General features: G+C 63.5%; 13 protein-coding genes and 2 riboswitches. Of the genes, 1 reads left to right on the top strand and 12 read right to left on the bottom strand.

Annotation, left to right across the window (positions count from 1 at the left end; genetic code table 11):
- Positions 1 to 25 precede the first annotated feature (25 nt).
- The 10 genes from ACWGXF_RS12435 to ACWGXF_RS12480 all read right to left on the bottom strand — a co-directional run bounded on the left by ACWGXF_RS12435 (position 26) and on the right by ACWGXF_RS12480 (position 11,923).
- Positions 26 to 1,147: a branched-chain amino acid ABC transporter substrate-binding protein gene (locus tag ACWGXF_RS12435; protein WP_004340660.1), complete on the bottom strand. Its 1,122-nt coding sequence runs from the start codon at positions 1,145 to 1,147 to the stop codon at positions 26 to 28.
- A 351-nt stretch (positions 1,148 to 1,498) separates the two neighbouring features.
- Complete coding sequence (locus ACWGXF_RS12440; protein WP_202787372.1) at positions 1,499 to 2,161, bottom strand: RluA family pseudouridine synthase; 663 nt, start codon at positions 2,159 to 2,161, stop codon at positions 1,499 to 1,501.
- Positions 2,162 to 2,181: 20 nt separating this feature from the next.
- Positions 2,182 to 4,362, bottom strand: coding sequence for a PAS domain-containing hybrid sensor histidine kinase/response regulator (locus ACWGXF_RS12445; protein WP_034405429.1), 2,181 nt, complete (start codon positions 4,360 to 4,362; stop codon positions 2,182 to 2,184).
- The gene (locus ACWGXF_RS12450; RefSeq protein WP_152965031.1) at positions 4,349 to 4,555 is read right to left on the bottom strand and encodes a hypothetical protein; all 207 of its coding nucleotides are present in this window, start codon (positions 4,553 to 4,555) and stop codon (positions 4,349 to 4,351) included. Before ACWGXF_RS12450 ends, ACWGXF_RS12445 begins: the two co-directional genes overlap by 14 nt.
- 49 nt (positions 4,556 to 4,604) lie before the next feature.
- Complete coding sequence (gene gcvP / locus ACWGXF_RS12455) at positions 4,605 to 7,508, bottom strand: aminomethyl-transferring glycine dehydrogenase (RefSeq protein WP_256630395.1); 2,904 nt, start codon at positions 7,506 to 7,508, stop codon at positions 4,605 to 4,607.
- Positions 7,509 to 7,598: 90 nt separating this feature from the next.
- Positions 7,599 to 8,147 carry a MolR family transcriptional regulator gene (locus ACWGXF_RS12460; protein WP_256630396.1) on the bottom strand — a complete coding sequence of 183 codons (549 nt, stop codon included), beginning with the start codon at positions 8,145 to 8,147 and terminating at the stop codon, positions 7,599 to 7,601.
- 47 nt (positions 8,148 to 8,194) lie between these two features.
- Positions 8,195 to 8,569 (bottom strand): glycine cleavage system protein GcvH, encoded by a 375-nt coding sequence (gcvH, locus tag ACWGXF_RS12465; protein WP_012838239.1) that lies wholly within the window; start codon positions 8,567 to 8,569, stop codon positions 8,195 to 8,197.
- A gap of 122 nt (positions 8,570 to 8,691) precedes the next feature.
- Positions 8,692 to 9,828 carry a glycine cleavage system aminomethyltransferase GcvT gene (gene gcvT, locus ACWGXF_RS12470; RefSeq protein WP_256630397.1) on the bottom strand — a complete coding sequence of 379 codons (1,137 nt, stop codon included), beginning with the start codon at positions 9,826 to 9,828 and terminating at the stop codon, positions 8,692 to 8,694.
- A 64-nt stretch (positions 9,829 to 9,892) separates the two neighbouring features.
- Positions 9,893 to 10,018: riboswitch (glycine riboswitch) on the bottom strand.
- Positions 10,019 to 10,037: 19 nt separating this feature from the next.
- Positions 10,038 to 10,148, bottom strand: a riboswitch (glycine riboswitch).
- 88 nt (positions 10,149 to 10,236) lie between these two features.
- A complete protein-coding gene (locus ACWGXF_RS12475) occupies positions 10,237 to 10,827 on the bottom strand; it encodes an energy transducer TonB (RefSeq protein WP_256630398.1) in 591 nt (196 codons plus the stop codon).
- Positions 10,828 to 10,840: 13 nt separating this feature from the next.
- Positions 10,841 to 11,923, bottom strand: coding sequence for an MBL fold metallo-hydrolase (locus ACWGXF_RS12480; protein WP_452101976.1), 1,083 nt, complete (start codon positions 11,921 to 11,923; stop codon positions 10,841 to 10,843).
- 150 nt (positions 11,924 to 12,073) lie between these two features.
- Here ACWGXF_RS12480 and ACWGXF_RS12485 point away from each other — a divergent pair, with 150 nt between their 5' ends.
- Complete coding sequence (locus ACWGXF_RS12485) at positions 12,074 to 12,403, top strand: hypothetical protein (protein ID WP_452101977.1); 330 nt, start codon at positions 12,074 to 12,076, stop codon at positions 12,401 to 12,403.
- Between the two features lie 67 nt (positions 12,404 to 12,470).
- On the opposite strand, the gene ACWGXF_RS12490 is transcribed toward ACWGXF_RS12485, so the two are convergent.
- The gene (locus ACWGXF_RS12490; RefSeq protein ID WP_256630400.1) at positions 12,471 to 14,072 is read right to left on the bottom strand and encodes a DHA2 family efflux MFS transporter permease subunit; all 1,602 of its coding nucleotides are present in this window, start codon (positions 14,070 to 14,072) and stop codon (positions 12,471 to 12,473) included.
- Positions 14,073 to 14,087: 15 nt separating this feature from the next.
- Positions 14,088 to 15,398: an HlyD family efflux transporter periplasmic adaptor subunit gene (locus ACWGXF_RS12495; RefSeq protein WP_452101978.1), complete on the bottom strand. Its 1,311-nt coding sequence runs from the start codon at positions 15,396 to 15,398 to the stop codon at positions 14,088 to 14,090.
- Between the last annotated feature and the right edge of the window lie 84 nt (positions 15,399 to 15,482).

Genomic DNA, 15,482 nt, shown 5'->3' on the forward strand with positions numbered 1-15,482 from the left:
ATTGCCTCCGGAGAGAGTGGTGGAATTACTTGGCGAGCGATTTGCTGCCGTCCTTGTGCCACTGGAAGACCTGGAAATCGAAGGAGTTCAGGTCACCCTGCTTGTTCCAGGACACAGGGCCCAGCACGGTGTCCACGCCCGTGGTCTTGTGCATCCAGTCGGCCACCTTGGCGGGGCTGTCGCCAGCGGCCTTGATGGCGGCCAGCAGAGACTGGGTGGCGGCAAACGAGGTCAGCTGGAAGGCGCCCGAAGCATTGCGCTTCTTGTCCTGGAAGGCCTTGACCACGGCGGCATTCTTGGGATTGGCGGCAAAGTCGGCGGGCAGGGTTACCAGCATGCCTTCGACGGCAGGGCCGGCAATGGCGTTGACTTCGGGGTTGCCCACGCCTTCAGGACCCATCATCTTGACCTTCAGACCTTGCTCGGCAGCCTGACGCAGCAGCAGACCCATTTCGGGGTGGTAGCCGCCGTAATAGACAAAGTCCACGCCTGCGCCCTTGAGCTTGGTGATGACGGCGGAGTAGTCGCTGTCGCCTGCGTTGATGCCCTCAAAAAGTGCCACGTCGATCTTGGCCTTCTTCAGGTCGTCACGCACGGAAGAGGCAATGCCCTGGCCGTAAGACTGCTTGTCGTGCAGCACGGCAACCTTTTTGGGCTTGAGCTTCTCGGCAATGAACTTGGCGGCTGCCGGGCCCTGCTGGTCGTCACGGCCAATGGTGCGGAAGATGAAGTGGTAGTTCTTGCCGTCGGTCAGAGCGGGCGAGGTGGCAGAAGGAGTGACGACCACCACGCCTTCGTTGTTGTAGATGGGCGCTGCGGCAATCGAGGCACCCGAGCAGACGGGGCCGACCACATAGCCGATCTTGCTGTTGACCACGCGGTTGGCAGCGACGGGGCCTTGCTTGGGTTCGCAGGCATCGTCCACGGGTACCAGCTCGATCTTCTTGCCATTGACGCCGCCAGCGGCATTGGCCATTTCAACGGCGGTGGTGGCACCTTCCTTGACCATGTCGCCGTACTGGGTCAGCGCACCAGTGGTGGGAATGACCAGGGCGATCTTGATTTGGGCATGCGCGGTGGAGACCAGGGCGGCACCAGCCAGGCCCAGGGCGGCAACAACGGTTTGCATGCGGAACGGAATGCTCATGAGGACTTCCTTAATCTCGAGAGATGTTCGAAAAGCGCGATTGCTGCCATAGCAGTTCGCGCAAAGAAGCTCAGGTTAATCGAGTGGTCAACGAAGGCAACAGGGTATGCAGGGGCTGGTGCAGGCTTTCGGTTTTTGCTATGTCGTGCATAGCAGCTAGTACGCAAGGGCTATGGCGCAGCCTGCATTTGTGATGTATATGCGCAGTCCATGCCTGAACTGTGCGGCAAGTGTCTGCATCAGCGGTCTTTTTGCGCAGATTCCTGTCCTGCCTCAGCACTGTACTGAAGGGTTTTCTGTTGCGGCGTGGCAACTTTGAGAGCTTGACGGTTGCTGCCGATTTGAGGGGGATTAAAAAAGTGGATCGCTTTTTAGCTGCAGCAGTCCGCCGGTGACCGGGTGCACCAGCTCCAGTGCTGCCGCATGCAGCAACAGGCGTGGGCTGGCGCAGGCCACGGCTTCGCTGGCATATAGCGCATCGCCCAGCATGGGGTGGCCTATGGCCGCCATATGCAGGCGCAATTGATGGGTGCGGCCCGTCAGCGGGCTCAGCAAAACCCGGGTGCGGGGTATTCCTGGTTGGACGGTGTGCTCGATCACCTGCCACAGCGTCTGGCTGCTTTTGCCGGTTTCGTGGTCGATGACTCGCAGAGGGCGGCGTTCCCAGTCGGCCGCGATCGGCAGATCGATCAGCTGCCAGCCCTTGGCATCTGCGGTTTCCGGACCCGCCTGCAGATCACCGGCCACCACGGCGATATAGCGTTTGTCGACCTGGCGTTCGGCAAAGGCCTGGCTGAGCTGCCGCTGTACGCCCGGATTGCGCGCCATGATGACCAGGCCCGAGGTGGCCTGATCGAGGCGGTGCACCACCAGCGCATCGCCGAAATGCTGCAGGGCGCGCTGGCTCAGGCAATCTTGCTTGTCGGGGCCGCGACCGGGCACGCACAGCAGGCCCGAGGGCTTGTCGAGCACCAGCAGGTGCTCGTCTTCATACACACAGTTCAACGCACTCATTCAAACAGCTATCGATTGCTTCAGGGGTTGAGCAGTTCATGCACCGTGGCGCAGAACTCCTGCACATCGTTGGGCTTGTGGATCAAGGCTCTGGCTCCGGCTGCGATCGCAGCCTGCTCGATTTCGGCCGTCACATAGCCGGAGGCCAGTGCAACCGGCAGTTGAGGGCTGATCTGCAGAGCCTGTCTGAGCAGGTCCAGTCCGCTGAAACCGGGCATGTTGTAGTCGGTGACTATGAGGTCAAAGCGCTGTGGCTCCTCATGCAGGGCGGCCATGGCCTCATGGGGATCGGTAAAGCCCGAGACTTCATAGCCGCGACGGCGCAGCAGGCGCTGAAACAGAAAGACCAGAGCCTGATCGTCGTCCACATACATGACATGGCTGGCGCGCGTGGCCAGGACAGGTTCGGGCAGCGGGGCTTCGGGCTTGTCCATGCGCATGGGCGGCAGCGCAGAGTGGCTGGAAGTCGGGTCGCTGAGAGGAAAGTACAGCGTGAAGCAACTGCCCTGGCCCAGTTCGCTGTGCACATCGACAGCGCCGCCATGGGTGCGCATCACGCCATGTACGACCGAGAGGCCCAGGCCTGTGCCCTGGCCGACCGGTTTGGTGGTGAAAAAAGGCTCGAAGATGCGTCGCTGAGTCGCGACGTCCATGCCTGGACCAGAGTCCTGCACCATAAAGACCAGGTATTCGGCCACGGCCAGACCCAGGCGTTCGCATTGGTAGCTGTCGGGAGCAATGCGCATGGCCCGCATCTGGATGATGCCGCGCTGACTGCCAATGGCCTGCATGGCGTTGTTGCAGAGATTGAACAGCGCCTGTTCCACCTGAGTGGGGTCGGCCAGCAGCGGCGGCAGATCGTTGGACTCCTGCACCTGTAGCTCTATGGAGGGAGGCAGGGTCACGCGCAGCAGGCGAGCCGTGTCGGACATGACTTCCTGCACCTGAACCGGACGGCGTTCGGGCAGGTCATTGCGGCTGAAGGTCAGAATCTGGCGCACCAGATCGCGGGCGCGGCGACCGGCTTTTTCGATCTCGCGCAGGCTTTCCATGGCAGCCGGGTTGCCGCAGCTATCGGCCTTGGCCAGCTCCACATTACCCAGGATTGCGCCCACGATGTTGTTGAAGTCGTGGGCAATCCCGCCGGCCATGGTGCCTACGGCCTGCATCTTGTGGGATTCGCGCAGCTGGGTTTCCAGCGCATTGCGCTGGGCTTCGGCGCGATTGCGGCTGGTCAGGTCGCGCGCAAAGATGGTGGTGGTGTCGCCGCTGCTGTGGTGTTCGAAGGAGACGCTGATTTCCATGGGAATCTCACGCCCCGACAGGGTCAGCCCCGTCATCTCGCCCAGCACGGCCTGTGTGGTCAGCGAGGAAAAAGCCAGTGCCCGAGCGGCATCGGGTAAAAAGCGCTCCAGCGGGCTGCCCAGGGCATCCTGAGGCGAGCACAGAAACAGGGCTGCCGCCGTGGGGTTGAAGACAGTGATGCGCTGATGCTGATCGACGCAGATGATGGCGTCCAGCGCGGAGTTGATGACCGACTCCAGCCGTCTCTCGCTAGCATAAAGCTGCTGGTTGCGCTCTTGCAGCGCCTTGCGCTCGGCAAGCAGCGGGCCCTGGTTGACAACGGCACACAAATACTGCCAAGTGGCAGGACCGTTTTGCTGGGGCACGACCACGCCGGCCACATGCAGGTCGCCGCAGAGCTCGAATTCTTCGGTGATCTGGAACAGGACCTCGTGCACCTCGGCGCGTCCCATCGCCTTGGCCTGCTCGAAGGCCGTAGTCACGCGCTCTGCGTCGTTGACATGCACAAAGGGCTTGAAGTTGATCAGCAGCCGGTCTTTTTCGGTGGGCTGAAATGCGCGGTGAGCCATGGCATTGGCCTGGACCACCATATCGTATTCATCAACCACCAGCAGCGGCAGCGGAATGCTTGCAAACAGCGTTTCAAACCGCTCCGATGCGCTCTCGGCTACGGCCTGGCTGTAATTGAGTACCTCGTTTTGCAGCTCCAGCTCGTGCTGGTAGTTGCGCAACTCCGCCACCAGGGCCTGCAGCGGGTCTTCATCCTCCGGCACCAATGGCTGGGTGTTGGCGCTCAGGCCCAGCGGCGCAGCACCGGGGGCCAGCAGGGCATGCAGAGGCAGGCCGCCATCAATGACAGGCAGCAAGGGAGGGGGAGTGGGTTCAGAGGAGCTCATGAGACAGGCAGAAGACCTCGGCAGTGTAAGCCGGTCCCTGCACCTGCCCTTGAAAAAGGCGGGCAGTCAACCGGTATTCAGGCAACTCGATGCTCGGTTTGGCGGCAGCAACGCCGATTGCATTGATGTCGTGAATGCATTCACTGCCGGCGAACAGTAACGGGCGGGCTGGTGTTCGACATTGATTGAGCATAAAAAAGCCAGTGCGGCGGAGCGCACTGGCTTGGGGGAGACCCTGGCTATCAGTCTTCGTAAGCGTCCATGGGCACGCAGCTGCAAAACAGATTGCGGTCACCATAGACGTTGTCCACGCGGCCCACGGGGCTCCAATACTTGGCGCGGCGCAGGGCAGGCAAGGGATAGGCGGCGGTTTCGCGGCTGTAGCCATGCTGCCAGTCTGCGGCCAGCAAGGCCTCTGCCGTATGGGGTGCGTTCTTGAGCGGGTTGTCGTCCCTGGGCAGTCTGCCGGCCTCCACTTCGGCAATCTCGGCGCGGATGGCGATCATGGCTTCGATGAAGCGGTCCAGCTCAGACAGGCTTTCACTCTCGGTCGGCTCCACCATCAGCGTGTTGGGCACGGGAAAGGACAGCGTCGGTGCGTGGAAGCCGTAGTCGATCAGGCGCTTGGCCACGTCCTCGGCCATCACGCCGCAGCTGTCCTTGAAGTGGCGCAGATCCACAATGCACTCATGGGCCACGTGACCATACTCGCCCGCGTAGAGAGTGGGGAAGTGCTCCTTGAGCCGCGCGCTGATGTAGTTGGCGTTGAGGATGGCGGTCTCGGTCGCCAGCTTCAGGCCCGGTTCGCCCATCATGCGGATATACATCCAGCTGATCGGAAGAACGGCTGCATTGCCCAAAGGCGCTGCGCTGACAGCTCCCACCTGGCGGACGTCGCCTGCGGTGGCATGCCCCGGCAGAAAGGGCACCAGATCCTCGACCACGCACACGGGGCCGACGCCGGGGCCGCCGCCGCCGTGAGGAATGCAGAAGGTCTTGTGCAAGTTCAGATGGCTGACATCGCCGCCGAACTCGCCGGGTGCGGCAAGACCTACCAGGGCGTTCATATTGGCGCCGTCCACATAGACGCGGCCGCCATGGCTGTGCACCAGCTGGCACAGCTCCTTGACCTCGGTCTCGAACACGCCGTGCGTGCTGGGGTAGGTGATCATGATGCAGGCCAGATTGGCGCTGTGCTTCTCGCAGGCCAGCTTCAGATCCGCCATGTCCACGTTGCCGTTGTCATCGCACTTGGTGACCACGACCTGCAGGCCCACCATTTGCGCGCTGGCCGGGTTGGTGCCGTGGGCGCTGCTGGGAATCAGGCAGATATTGCGGTGCGCCTCGCCGCGTGATTCATGGAAGGCCTTGATGGCCAGCAGACCTGCGTATTCGCCCTGGCTGCCTGCATTGGGCTGCAGGCTGATGCCCGCGTAGCCCGTGGCCTGGCACAGCCAGTCGCGCAGTTGCTGGTCCAGCTCGGCATAGCCTTGCAGCTGGTTGGCAGGCGCAAACGGGTGGATGTCGGCGAACTCTGGCCAGGTGATGGGAATCATCTCGCTGGTGGCATTGAGCTTCATGGTGCAACTGCCCAGCGGGATCATGCTGCGGTCCAGCGCCAGGTCCTTGTCGCTGAGGCTGCGTATATAGCGCAGCATGGCGGTTTCGGAGTGGTGGGTGTTGAAGACCGGGTGGGTCAGATAGGCCGTGCTGCGCTGCAGGGATTCGGGGATCAGCGAGGTCGGGCCTTCGTCCATGGCCTCGATGGTGGGCAGGGCCTGGCCCTCCTGGGCAAAGATGCTCCAGAGCAGCTCGACATCGGCCCGGGTCGTGGTTTCGTCCAGGCTGATGCAGAGATATTCATCCCAGGCTTTGCGCAGGTTGACGCCTCGGGAGACGGCGCGAGCCGCCAGGGCGTCGGTGGCCTCCCGGGTGTGCAGGCTCACGGTGTCGAAGGCTGTGTCGTGGTGATGGGCGCTGAAGCCCAACTGGGCCAGGCCACGGCTCAGAATCGCTGTGAAGCGTGCCACACGCTGGGCAATGCGCCTCAACCCCTGGGGGCCGTGGTAGACGGCATACATGCTGGCAATCACTGCCGGCAGGACCTGGGCCGTACAGATATTGGATGTCGCTTTCTCGCGGCGGATATGTTGTTCGCGCGTCTGCAGCGCGAGGCGGTAGGCGGGCTTGCCATGCGCATCGACGCTGACACCCACCAGACGGCCGGGAAGGCTGCGCTTGTATTCGTCGCGGCAGGCCATGAAGGCCGCGTGTGGACCGCCTGCGCCCATGGGCATGCCGAAGCGCTGGCTGTTGCCCACGACAATATCGGCATCCCATTCGCCGGGCGGTGTCAGCAGGGTCAGAGCCAGCAGGTCGGTGGCCACGATGGCGGCGGCCTGCTTGGCGTGAATGGCTTGCACATCGGCCTTCCAGTCCACGATCCAGCCGCTGGACGCGGGGTACTGGATGACGGCAGCAAACAGATCGCCTGCCAGCGCAGCCTCCCACTCCTGCTGGCTGTTGGCGATCACCACTTCGATGCCGATCGGCCGGGCGCGGGTCTCGATGACTTCAATCGTCTGCGGGTGCAGATCGCCGGCGAGCACGATGCGATGGCTTCTGGATTTGACAGAGCGCCTGGCCAGCGTCATGGCCTCGGCGGCTGCCGTGGCCTCGTCCAGCATGGATGCATTGGCAATCGGCATGCCGGTCAGGTCGGTCACCATGGTCTGGAAGTTGACCAGCGCCTCCATGCGGCCTTGTGAGATTTCTGCCTGGTAGGGGGTATAGGCCGTATACCAGGCTGGATTCTCGAGGATGTTACGCAGGATGACGCCCGGCGTGTGCGTACCGTAGTAGCCCTGGCCGATAAAGCTCTTCAGAACCTGATTCTTGCTGGCGATGGCCTTGAGTTCGGCCAGCGCAGCGGCTTCGGTAATCGGCGCCGGAAGATCCATGGGCCTGGCGCGTGCGATGGAGTCGGGCATCACATCGCGAATCAAGGCATCCAGCGAGGGCTTGCCGATGGCGGCCAGCATTTTTTGCTGCTCATCGGCGTCCGGGCCTATATGACGGGGGATGAATTCGTGACTGTTTTCCAGCGCTTCCAGGGAAGCGACGGGGGCGGGAGGCGACATCAGCATGGGAGGGACCTATTCTCAAATACTGTGACTGACGGTTTGCATGCCAGGCATGCGTGAATGCCGTATGCCTGAAGGCATGCGGCCGGTGCTTCAAGCAGCGCTGGCTTGTTCCAGCGCGGTGTTCATCAGAGCCAGGCGTTCGCTTTCCTGGTCGGCATATTCCCAATCGGGATATTTGCTGCGTGCCACGGTGTTCAGCCATTGCTGGCAGGCCAGGGCAAGCAGGGCTTGCTGTTGCAGATCGGCATCGATGCTGCCTGTGATCTTGAGCTGACCAAAGGCGGTGGCCACGTGGGCGCGACAGACCGAGCGCAGATAGATCTGGTTCATGTCATCGCTGGCCAGCCACTGGGCCTTGGCCGCATCGTCATGAGCCAGCATGTCCTTGGGCACGGGCAGATCCCAGCCGCTCAGTTGTTGGTGCAGAAAGCGCAGGGTCTTGGCGTTGCCGCCTGTCTGATCCTGGTACCACTCTTGAAGAGCGGCCAGTATGTCGCTGCCGTCATCGCTGCCGAAGGGGCTGAAGTCGTCACCGCAGTCGTAATAGAAGTCCTGGGCTGCGATGCGCGCAAAGGTCGGGTGGCTGGTCTCGCGGGCGAGACCGACGTCCGGATCGTCGAAATACAGAATGGTGCTCATGGCTGCATGCAAAAACGGCCTTCGCAATGCGAGGGCCGTTGATACGCTTAGTTGTCCTTGGCGAAGTCGTTGTAGGCAGTCTCTTCCATCAGGCCTTCGAGCTCGCCCACATTGCTCATCTTGACCTTGAAGAACCAGCCAGCGGCCAGGGGGGCGCTGTTGGCGAGCGACGGGTCGTCGCGCAGGGCTTCGTTGACTTCGACGATCTCGCCGGTCACGGGCATGTAGACATCGGCAGCGGCCTTGACGGACTCGACCACGCCAGCCACATCGCCGGCCTTGAAGGTGGAGCCCACGGCAGGCAGGTCCACAAACACCACATCGCCCAGTGCATCCTGTGCGTGTACGGTGATGCCGACGATGGCGGCATTGGTGTCAGCGGCGTTGATCCATTCGTGTTCTTTGGAATACTTGATGCTCATGGAAGGCTCCAGATGGGGGATTCAGGGGAATCGGGTGTTGTTTGAGAAAGGTCCAGCTCGCACTTTAGCGGTGTTCTGGCCGCTGTTTGGCAAACTGGCCCGTCTCATGCGCGGCGGCAGACCTAGCCGCGGTAGTAGCGGGTGGGAACGAAGGGCGTGGCGACCACTTTCATGGGCACGGGCTTGCCGCGCACCATGGCGAAGATTTCCGTATCGATGGCGGCATAGTCGGGCTCGACATAGGCCAGCGCCACAGGCTGGTTGAGCGTAGGGCTGAGCAGGCCGCTGGTGATGTGGCCGATATGCTGTCCGTCCATGTTTTCCAGCACGGCGGGCTCGCGCACGGGAATGCGTTCCAGCGCGATCAGGCCCACGCGCTTGCGGCGCAGCGACTGAGGGTTCTGCAATTGCTCCAGCACGATGGCCGCACCGGGAAAACCGCCCTCGCGCTCGCCGCCGGTGCGGCGAACCTTCTGCATGGCCCAGTTCAGCGCGGCTTCGACCGGCGTGGTGCTGGTGTCGATGTCGTTGCCGTACAGGCAAAGTCCGGCTTCAAGGCGCAGCGAGTTGCGCGCGCCCAGACCGATGGGGGCCACCTCGGGCTGTGCCAGCAGCGCTTCGGCAAAGGCTTCGGCAGCTTCGCCGGGCAGGGAGATTTCGAAACCGTCCTCGCCCGTATAGCCGCTGCGCGTGATGTAGAGCGCATGGCCTTGCCAGTCGAAGTGGTTGCCGGTCATGAATACCAGTTGCGTCACTCCAGGAATCAGGCGCGAGAGGGCTGTGGCAGCTTGCGGACCTTGCAGGGCCAGCAGGGCGCGATCGGGCAATGGGGCGACCTCGCAGCGGCTGGCGATGCGGTTCTGGATATGAGCGATATCGGCCTCTTTGCAGGCGCCGTTGACGATGAGGAACAGATCTTCGCCGCGGTTGACGAACATCAGGTCGTCGAGAATTCCGCCTTGTTCATCGAGCAGCAGACCGTAGCGCTGCTTGTGCAGGCCCAGGTCCATGACATCGACGGGCATCAGCGATTCGAGCGCGGCGGCGGCATCGGGGCCGCGCAACAGCAACTGGCCCATGTGCGAGACATCGAACAGGCCGGCAGCCTTGCGCGTGTGCAGATGCTCGGCCATCAGGCCTTGAGGGTATTGCACGGGCATGGCGTAGCCGGCAAACGGCACCATGCGGGCACCCAGTTTCTGGTGCAGTGCAAACAGCGGTGTGGAACGCAGATCGGAAGAGGTGTCAGCAGCAGTCACAGGCAAGCGCTCCGGTGGTCAAACCAAAATGAGTGGCCATGCATGGCTGGGCCATGCGTGGCGGGCTTGCCCTGCTGTCCGCTTTACCTGAGAGATTCACTGCACGCATTGCATCGGGCAGTTTGCTCCTTCGGTGGATGCCGGCGCACATACGAAATGACGGCCTGCATCTCTCTCCAGCAAGGGACGCTGCAGGTTTGCACACCTTGCAGCGCTTGTCAGTCCTTTTGCCTGAGCGTTTTGACACCGGGTTGGGGGTCTGCGCCTTCGGCGGTGCGAGGCAGCTTCAAGCTGCAGGCACTCTCTCCTGACCTTGGCGATTCTAGCGGTGGGCAAGGGGCTTGCACCACCGAATCGGATGGATTCTGGGGTTTTCGAGCACAGATCGCTGGAATTGAGCTTGCGGTCTCACTGCGGTTCTGTGTTCATGGCGGGCGTTCGAGGAACATCGATCTCCTGGCGCGGAAACACCAGTTGGTAGGGCTGCTCGAAGCAGGACGTCACGGGCTGGCCCTGGCGCATGCCGGGCTTGAACTTCCAGCGTTCGAGCGAGCGCATGATGGACTTCACGATGCGGGGATCGGTATCGGCGGGCTGGTAGGCCACACGGCCGAGTTCGCCCTGGGCCGTGACTTCCAGGCGGAAGACCACCGTGGTCTCCAGCCCGTTCGGAAACCAGTGGGCGCTGATGAAAGGCGTGGTGTGGCGGCGTGGCTGCGGTTGCCGATCGAGATGGGCGGGGGGTGTGCAGTCTGCCTTGATCCAGGCAGGCCATTCCATGCTCTGTGGCCGCCTGTGCTGCGTGTCCAGTGGCGGAGCCGGCGTCGGCTCCGGCTGCCCGGAAACTGTGCTCGAGATGCCGGCATTCGGCGGTTGCTTGGGCTGGCTGCCATCGAAGAGGTGGGAGCAGGCCCCGAGCAGCAAGGCGGTCAGAGACGCGGCGCAGGCGGCGGCAAGGTGTGAGGTGCGCGAAATGTCCATGAGGACATTGTCGGCCATGCGGGTTGCACCTTCAGGGTTGCGCGGGGCGCAGATCCAGTCCCTTGCTGTCGGCCTCGGCGCAGACGCGCCACCAGGCCGAGCCCGCATGCGGAGCGTTCAGGTCCAGGCGCTCGCCCATCATGGGCGTGGCGATCTCTATGCCGTGCTGCCTGCCCAGACTCAGGATCTGCTCGAAGGGGTCCCACCAGGCATGCATGGCGAGGTTGAAAGTGCCGTTGTGTATGGGCAGCAGCCATTGGCCGCCGAGATCCCGGTGTGCCTGCACGGTCTGCGCCGGATGCATATGGACATAGGGCCAGTGGGCGTCGTAGGCGCCAGTCTCCATCAATGTGACATCGAAGGGGCCGAAGTGCCTGCCGATTTCGGCAAAACCGTCGAAGTAGCCGCCATCGCCGCTGAAGAAGACGCGCAGCGGCCTGTCGGCCTGGCGATCTTCTATGGTCCAGGACGCCCAGAGCGTGCGGTTGCCGTCGCGCAGGCTGCGTCCCGAGAAATGCTGGGCCGGCGTGGCCGTGAAGCGCAGGCCGTCGACCTCGCTGCCCTGCCACCAGTCGTGCTGCACGATCTTGTCGGCCGGCACGCCCCAGGCCACCAGTCTGTCTCCCACTCCCAAGGGGCAGAGAAAAACTCCCACCTTGGGTGCGAGCACGCGAATGGTGGCGCGGTCCAGATGGTCGTAGTGGTCATGCGAGAGCAGCACGCCGCGCAAGGCAGGCAACTCGTCCAGGGCAATCGGCGGGGCATGAAAGCGCTTGGGGCCGGCAAACGATAGCGGCGAGGCGCGCTCGGAAAACACGGGGTCCGTCAACCACCAGCCGCCGCGCAGCTTCATCAGCAAGGTCGAATGGCCCAGGCGATACAGGCTGCGTTCGGGCGCGAGGTTCAGCTCGGTCGTGCTCAGCGGCAAAATGGGCAGCACCTTGCCCGGCTGGGAATCGGCCGGCTTGTTGAAGAAGAACTTCCATAGCGTCCCGGCATCTGGCTTGGGGCTGTTGACCGGACGCGGATGCGTGTTGCGAAAACGCCCGCCCGAATACTGGGGCGAGTCCTCGTAGTCGGTGATGGAGGTGGAGAGACTTGGTTTGCGAAACAAGATCAGGCGCCTTATTGAGACATTGGCCGCAGTTTGGGACGGTTTGCAGCGCTGCAAGAGCCGGCTTGCAAGAGGCCGTAACACAGGCACGGCCATTCAGCTGCTTTCTCGGGGCGGATGCGACACTCGCTGTCTGAGGAGCAAATGCACATGAATCCCATGGTTCACAATTTGGAGAGCATGCTGGCGGCCGGCAAGGATGGTGCGCTGCTGCGCTATACCCTGGGCAAGGCCTATGCCGACGACGAGCAGATGGCCGTGGCGCGCGAGCATCTGCGCAAGGCCACGGCGCTGGATGCCGAATACTCCGCCGCCTGGAAGCAGCTGGGCAAGGTGGAGCTGGCGCTGGGCGATGCACAGGCCGCGCGCGCCGCCTGGCAGCAAGGGCTGAGCTGCGCCCAGACCAAGGGCGATGCCCAGGTCGTCAAGGAGCTGCAGGTTTTTTTGCGGCGCCTGGACAAGCAGGCTGCTGGCACGTAGAACTATCAAAAAAATAGCTGGAAGCGATTGTGGGTCAATCGCTTCCAGCCAATTTTTCTGAAGTTTGTCAGTGTGCGCCAGCGGCCGCGTCGGAGGCTCCTGCGGCAGAGGCCGGGCGCTTGGTGAACCAGATCAGCACGATCAGGCTCAGGAACAGAAAGGACGATGCCAGAAAGATGTCGTCGGCAGCCCGCGTGAAGGCCTGCTGATCGATCAGCCGGTTGATCTGGGCATAGGCCTGCTCGGCACTCATGCCTGCTGCCTGCAGGTTTCTGACCGTGCTGGCAAACGTGCCCTGGCCTTGCACCAGCAACTCGGTCAGATGGGCATGGTGCATGGAAGCCCGGCTTTCCCAGAGCGTGGTGGCAATCGAGGTGCCCATGGCGCCGGCCGTGATCCGCACGAAGTTGGACAGGCCTGCGGCGGCCGGAATGCGGTCCGGCGTCAGTCCGCTCAGCGTGATGGTGGTCAGCGGAATGAAGAAGAAGGCCATGGCGCCGCCCTGGATCAGCGTGGGAATCAGGATATGGGCGAAGTCGGTCTCCACGGTGAACTTCGAGCGCATCCACAGCACCATGGCAAACACGATGAAGGCAATCGTGGCCATCTTGCGCGGATCCCAGACACCGACCTTGCGGCCCACCATGGGCGTGAGCAGGATGGCCAGCAGGCCCACCGGCGCCAGAGCCAGGCCGGCCGAGGTGGAGGTGTAGCCCATCCATTGCTGCAGCCACAGCGGCAGCAGCACCACATTGCCGAAGAACAGGCCGTAGGCGATGGACAGCGCGATCGAGCCGGCCGCGAAGTTGCGCCTCTTGAACAGGCGCAGATCGACGACGGGATGGGCGTCGGTCAGCTCCCAGACCACGAACACGGCAAAGGCCACGACAGCGATCACCGCAAAGGCGATGATTTCATTGGAGGCAAACCAGTCCAGCTCCTTGCCCTTGTCCAGCATCAGCTGCAGCGCCGCCACCCAGAGCACAAGCAGGGACAGGCCCAAGGTGTCGATAGGCAGCTTGCGCGTGGGCGTTTCGCGGTTGCGGTAGATGCTCCAGGTCATGAGGGCCGAGAGCAGGCCCACGGGCACATTGATGTAGAAGATCCAGGGCCAGGAAATATTGTCCGTGATCCAGCCGCCCAGCAGCGGCCCGACCACGGGCGCGACCAGCGTGGTCACGCCCCATAGCGATAGCGCCACACCGGCCTTGGCGGGCGGATAGCTGGACAGCAGCAGGGTCTGCGACAGCGGAATCATGGGGCCGGCCACGGCGCCTTGCAGCACGCGGAACAGCACCAGCATCTCCAGCGAGGAGGCAAAGCCGCAGAGCCAGGAGGTCAGCACGAACAGCAGCACGCTCATGGTGAACAGGCGCACGGCGCCGAAGCGCTGGGTGAGCCAGCCCGTCAGCGGCACGGAGATGGCATTGGCCACGCCGAAGCTGGTGATGACCCAGGTGCCCTGGCTGGGGCTGACGCCCACATCGCCCGAGATGGCCGGAATGGCCACGTTGGCGATGGAGGAGTCCAGCACGTTCATGAAGGTGGCCAGCGAGAGCGCCAGCGTGCCCAGGGCGAGCTGCGCGCCCTTGAGCGGGGCGATGGCAGGCACCGCCGGAGCCGGTGGCGAGGCACCCGCTCCGGGATTGACAGAAGTCGAGGAAGTCATGGCTGATTCCGCGTCTTATTGCGCAGGCTGGGCAGCGGGTTGGGCGGGGCCAACCGGGGCCGGAGCGGGCAGATCGGCCAGCTGGGTCAGTGCCGGCAGCTTGTCGCCCGCGATGATGTGCTGGATGCGCTGCTCGGCCTGTGCCAGGCTGCCGTCATAGACCGTGGTCTGGGCCACGGGCTCGCTGCGCGGCGTGCTGGCAAGGGCCTGGCCGTCCTTGTCGCGGATATCGACCTTCGCGTCCATGGACAGGCCCACACGCAGCGGGTGCTGCTTGAGCGCTTCGGGCTCCAGGCTGATGCGCACGGGAACGCGCTGCACCACCTTGATCCAGTTGCCGGTGGCGTTCTGCGCGGGCAGCAGCGCAAACGCCGCACCCGTGCCCGCACCCAGGCCCACGACCTTGCCTTCGTACGTGGTCTTGTCGCCGTAGACGTCGGCGGTCAGCTCCACCTTCTGGCCCATGCGCAGATCGGCCAGCTGGCTTTCCTTGAAGTTGGCATCCACCCAGAGCTTGTGCAGGTCGACCACGGTCAGCAGCGGCGAGCCGGCGGCCACGCGCTGGCCCAGTTGCACGCCGCGCTTGGCCACAAAACCGTCCACGGGCGCGATCAGCCGCGTGCGCTGCAGGGCCAGATAGGCTTCGCGCACCTTGGCTGCGGCCGCCATGACGGCCGGGAAGTCCTCGGCCGTCGTGCCCTTGGTCTGGGCTTCGGCGGCCGTCAGCTGGGCCTTGGCAGCACGCACGGCGGCTTCTGCGGCCGCCACGGCGTTGCCGGCGGCCGTGGCCAGGGCCTTGGCATGGTCAAACTCTTCCTTGCCCACGGCACCGGTGGCCGTGAGCGGGCGGCGGCGCGCCACATCGTCGTTGGCCTTGGCGGCATCGGCCTTGAGGCGCAGCAGATCGGCTTCGCGCTGGGCCACCTGGGCGGCCAGCGGGGCGTTGTTGGCATACAGGGTGCGGGTCTGGCGCGCAGTCTGGGCCAGCTGCGACTCGGCCTGGGCCAGTTGCACCAGATAGTCGGCAGGGTCCAGCTGCACCAGCAACTGGCCGGCCCGGACATAGTCGGTATCGTCGGCACCGATGCTGATTACGGTGCCGCCGACCTGGGGCGTGATCTGCACCACATTGCCGGCCACATAGGCGTTGTCCGTGGTCTGGTAGTTGCGGGCCACCATCCAGTGCCAGCCGCCCCAGGCGATGGCGGCCACGGCGACAGCGGCCGCCACGATGGTCAGGCCCTTGCGGCGGCCCGCAGGGTTGGCGCTGGGCGTAGCTGCCGCAGGAGCTTGGGGAGCGTTCTGAGTAGGCTTGGTGTCGGTCATGATGTTGGCGCTTTGTTATCTGTGAAGCGGTTTTGCGCTATTGAAAAGAGGAGCTGCTAGCGCTTGTCAATAAAACAATTGAGA

This window comes from Comamonas sp. HJ-2 (genome assembly GCF_053615495.1).